This window comes from Streptomyces muensis, assembly GCF_021474425.1.
Classification (GTDB): Bacteria; Actinomycetota; Actinomycetes; order Streptomycetales; family Streptomycetaceae; genus Streptomyces; species Streptomyces muensis.
Map to the genome: position 1 here is coordinate 1 of NZ_JAKEIP010000420.1, position 4,779 is coordinate 4,779.

General features: G+C 71.2%; 4 protein-coding genes. 2 read left to right on the forward strand and 2 right to left on the reverse strand.

From position 1 onward, the window contains the following. The first annotated feature begins 12 nt into the window (after positions 1-12). Together L0P92_RS42180 and L0P92_RS42185 are read left to right on the forward strand one after the other, a co-directional pair. Positions 13-1,503: a molybdopterin molybdotransferase MoeA gene (locus L0P92_RS42180; RefSeq protein ID WP_234768438.1), complete on the forward strand. Its 1,491-nt coding sequence runs from the start codon at positions 13-15 to the stop codon at positions 1,501-1,503. After that, positions 1,500-2,624, forward strand: a complete 1,125-nt coding sequence (locus L0P92_RS42185) for a potassium channel family protein (protein WP_234768435.1) — start codon at positions 1,500-1,502, stop codon at positions 2,622-2,624. The genes L0P92_RS42180 and L0P92_RS42185 overlap by 4 nt, the downstream gene beginning before the upstream one ends. A 68-nt stretch (positions 2,625-2,692) precedes the next feature. Here the strand turns inward: L0P92_RS42185 and L0P92_RS42190 are convergent, their stop codons facing one another. Both L0P92_RS42190 and L0P92_RS42195 read right to left on the reverse strand, forming a co-directional pair. After that, complete coding sequence (locus L0P92_RS42190; RefSeq protein WP_234768436.1) at positions 2,693-3,541, reverse strand: ABC transporter permease; 849 nt, start codon at positions 3,539-3,541, stop codon at positions 2,693-2,695. Further along, a complete protein-coding gene (locus L0P92_RS42195; protein ID WP_234768437.1) occupies positions 3,538-4,578 on the reverse strand; it encodes an ATP-binding cassette domain-containing protein in 1,041 nt (346 codons plus the stop codon). Before L0P92_RS42195 ends, L0P92_RS42190 begins: the two co-directional genes overlap by 4 nt. Between the last annotated feature and the right edge of the window lie 201 nt (positions 4,579-4,779).

Consider the following 4,779-nt stretch of genomic DNA (forward strand, 5'->3'; position numbering starts at 1 on the left):
CCCGGACGCCGGATGACCCCCCGCGGTACCCGGGCGGACGAGGACGCCGAGGACCTCGACGTCGAGGAGGTGCTCGCCCTCGTGAACGAAGACAACGGCCACCACACCCCTGGCGACCACGTGCCCGCACCCACCCCGCACACCACCGGCCCCGACCAGCCGGACCGGCACCCGTCGAACCGGCACACGCCCGACCGGCAGCAGCCGGACCAGCCCACATCGGACCGGCACGGGACGGACCGGCGCGGCGCTGACCGGCACACGGCGGACCGGTCCACGTCGGACCGCCACCACAAGGCCACCCCCTGGTCCGAGGCCCGAGAGCTCGCCGCCCGTGCCGCCCTGGCCGCCACCCGGGCCGCCGGCCGCGCCCCCGTCTCCGTCCCGCTCGACGCCGCCCTCGGCCTCGCCCTGGCCGCCCCCCTCACCGCCCTCACCGACCTGCCCTCCTTCGACACCTCGGCCATGGACGGCTGGGCCATCGCGGGCCCCGGCCCCTGGGACGTACGGGAAGAGGGCGTCCTGGCCGGACACGCCGAGGCCGAGCCGCTCACCGACGGCGAGGCCGTCCGGATCGCAACCGGCGCCCGGGTCCCCCCGGACACCACCGCCGTCCTGCGCAGCGAGCACGGCCGCACCGACACCAAGGGCCAGTTGCACGCCACCCGGGAGGTCCAGCCCGGCCAGGACATCCGTGCGCGTGGCCAGGAATGCCGTATCGGTGATCACCTGCTCGCCATGGGAACCCTCGTGACCCCGGCCGTGCTCGGCCTGGCGGCGGCCGCCGGATACGACACCCTCACCGCCGTACCCCGCCCCCGCGTCGAAGTCCTCGTCCTCGGCGACGAGTTGCTCACCAAGGGGCTCCCGCACGACGGGCTGATCCGCGACGCCCTCGGCCCGATGCTGCCGCCCTGGCTGCGCGCGCTCGGCGCCGAGGTCACCGCCGTACGCCGACTCGGGGACGACGCCAAGGCCCTGCACAAGGCCCTCACGACCTCCCGTGCCGACCTCGTCGTCACCACCGGCGGCACCGCGGCCGGCCCCGTCGACCATGTCCACCCCACGCTGCACCGCATCGGCGCCGAACTGCTGGTGGACGGCGTCAAGGTGCGCCCCGGCCACCCCATGCTGCTGGCCCGTCTCAAGGAGCACCAGCACCTGGTCGGCCTGCCCGGCAACCCCCTGGCCGCCGTCTCCGGCCTGCTCACGCTCGCCGAGCCACTGCTGCGCACGCTGGCCGCGCGCCCCGCCCCGGAGCCCTACACGCTGCCCCTGAAGGACGCGGCGCACGGGCATCCGTACGACACCCGGCTCATCCCCGTCGTCCTGCGCGGTGACCATGCCGTGCCGCTGCACTACCACGGTCCGGCCATGCTGCGGGGCATGGCGGCGGCCGATGCCGTCGCCGTCGTCCCGCCGGGCGGCGTTCGCGCCGGTCAGGAGGCCGAACTGCTCGATCTGCCCTGGGCGCTCGCCGGCATCGAGGTGTGTTTCACGTGAAACTTCCGGGCCAGGACGCGATTGCCCGGGGGGCGGACGAGAGGGTCGCGACCTATCGGGTCAAACTCCCGAAGAAGATCGTGGAGCATCCGTTCCGGCAGGTCGCCAAACGGGTCCTGCTGGCCCTGTCGCTGCTGGTGGCGGCCGCGCTGATCGTCTACGCCGACCACGACGGCTACAACGACAACTCCGACGGTTCCGTCGACCTGCTCGACGCCTTCTACTACGCGACCGTCAGCCTCTCCACCACCGGATACGGCGACATCACCCCGGTCAGTGACGCCGCCCGGCTCACCAACATCTTCGTCATCACCCCCATGCGGGTGCTGTTCCTGATCATCCTGGTCGGCACCACGCTCGAGGTCCTCACCGAACGGACCCGGGAGGAATGGCGTCTGACCCGCTGGAGGTCCACCTTGCGCGACCACACGATCGTCGTCGGTTTCGGCACGAAGGGGCGATCGGCGATCCAGACCGTCTGCGCGACCGGGCTGAGGAAGGACCAGGTCATCGTGGTCGACCCCAGTTCCAAGGTGATCGAGGCGGCCGTCGCCGACGGATTCGCCGGGGTCACGGGGGACGCGACGCGCAGCGAGGTGCTGAAGCGGGCCGAGGTGCACAAGGCGCGGAAGATCATCATCGCCACCCAGCGGGACGACACCGCCGTCCTGGTGACGCTGACGGCCCGGCAGCTCAACCGTGGCGCGAAGATCGTGGCCGCGGTCCGCGAGGAGGAGAACGCCCCCCTGCTCAAGCAGTCCGGCGCCGACGCGGTCATCACCAGCGCCAGCGCGGCCGGCCGCCTGCTCGGCCTCTCCGTGCTCAGCCCCGCCGCCGGCATGGTCCTGGAGGACCTGATCCAGCAGGGCAGCGGGCTCGACATCGTCGAACGGCCGGTCATAAAGGCCGAGGTGGGCAAGAGCCCACGGCAGACGGACGACCTGGTGGTGAGTGTCGTACGCGGGCATCGGGTGCTCGGATACGACGATCCGGCCGTCGGGACACTGGAGTTGACGGACCGGCTCATCACCATCGTGCGGGCGACGCCGGGCAGTCAGGTCGCACCTGACGAGCGGCGTCTGCCCCCGGGGGTGAAGCCGATGACGCCCCCGGGGGGATGAGCCCCGGGGATGAGCCCCGGGGTGAGGCGGCCGGGGGATGAGGCGCTGGCCCGGGCCCGGCGGCGCGGCTACTTCCGGTTGTACAGCCGCATCGTGATCGGCCCGAAGACCAGCACGAACAGGCCCGCCCAGCCCAGTGACCAGGCGACCTCGTCCGCCGGCCAGTCGCCGCCCATCAACCCGCGGACGGCCGAGGACAGATGGGTGATCGGGCTGTTGTTGACGAAGGCCTGGAGCCAGCCCGGCATGGTCTTCGGGTCGACGAACACGTTGGACAGGAAGGTGAGCGGGAAGATCACCATCATGCTGACGCCCATGACGGACTTCTCCGAGCGCAGCATCAGCCCGAACATCGTCCAGATCCACGAGAACGCGAACGAGAAGGCGACCAGCAGGGCGATCCCGGCGAGCACTCCGCCGACGCCGCCGTCCGGGCGGTAGCCCAGGATGATGCCGACGGTGAGCATGACCACGGACGCGATCGTGTAGCGCAGGGCGTCGCCCAGCAGATAGCCGACCATGGTCGACGGCCGCCAGATGGGCAGGGACCGGAACCGGTCGAAGACGCCCTTCTCGATGTCGGTGTTCACCGAGACGCCGGTGTACATCGTGATCATCACCACCGACATCACCAGGATGCCCGGCAGCAGGAACTGGATGTACTCCTTCGGGGAGCCGGCCAGGGCACCCCCGAACAGGTACGTGTACATCAGCACCATCATGATCGGGAACGCGGTGACGTCGAAGAGCTGCTCCGGTACGTGCTTGATCTTCAGGATCGCCCGCCAGCCGAAGGTCATCGAGGCCGACCAGGCGCTGGGCCGCGGGGGCCGCTCCCCGGAGACCAGCAGCGCGGCGAGCGACTCGGCGCTGACGGGGGCGAGTTCCTTGCTCTCGGTCTGCGTCGCGGTGCTCATGCCGCCACCTCGTCCTTGTCGTCCTTGTCGTTCTTGTCGTTCTTGTCGTTCTCGGTGTCGTGGGTGTCGTGGCCGGTGAGGGCGAGGAACACCTCGTCCAGGCTGGGCTGGCCCAGCGAGAAGTTGTCGACCGTGATGCCGGTGCGGGCCAGTTCGGCGAGCGCGCGGCCCGCCTGCTCCGCCGCGCCCCGGCCGTTGTCCGCCCCGGAGCCGACACGGGCGGTGAGCGCCACGGGATCGGGTTCCAACTGCACGTCCGCGTCCAGGGTGAGCCGCAGCACGCGCTCGGCCTCCGACCGCTGCGCCGCGTCGCGCAGCCGCAGATGGACGGAACCGGCGCCGACGGACGCCTTCAGCTCGCCCTTGGTCCCCTCGGCGATCACCTTGCCGCGGTCGATGACGGCGATCCGGGACGCCAGCTGGTCGGCCTCGTCCAGATACTGCGTGGTCAGCAGCACGGTGGTGCCCTGGGCGACGACCGCGCGCACGATGTCCCACACCTGGTTGCGGCTTCGGGGGTCGAGGCCGGTCGTCGGCTCGTCGAGGAACAGCAGGTCGGGGGTGTTCAGGATGGACGCGGCGATGTCGATACGGCGCCGCATGCCGCCGGAGTAGTTCTTGACCTGCTTCCCGGCCGCGTCCGAAAGACCGAAGGCCTCCAGCAACTGCCCGGCCCGCTCCCGCGCGGCGTGCTTGCCGTGTCCGAGGAGCCGGCCCAGCAGGACCAGGTTCTCGGTGCCGGTCAGGTCTTCGTCGACCGAGGCGTACTGGCCGGTCAGGCTCACCCGGCCGCGCACCTCGTCGGCCTCGCGGACGACGTCGTGGCCGAACACATGGGCCTCACCGCCGTCGGGCCGTAGCAGGGTGGCGAGCATCTTCACCGTGGTCGTCTTGCCGGCGCCGTTCGGGCCGAGAACGCCGTAGACCGTGCCGGCCGGAACCGCGAGGTCCACGCCGTCGACGGCCCGCGTCTCACCGAACGTCTTCACCAGGCCCGCGGTCTCGATCGCGAGACCGGACGTCGTCTGCGTGCTCATGCTTCGGGGTCCTTCCGAGTGGCCTTCCGCGTTCTTGGGCTACGCATGGGGAGACCTTTACGGTCCCGCAAACTCATCGGTGCCGCCCAGGGATTTTCGACGGAACCCGACGAAGGACCGAGCGGCTGGGGCGGAGGACCGAGGGCTGGAGCCGGGGGCATGGGCGGTCAGCCGATGGAGTGCGACGGTGCCGAGGGGCTG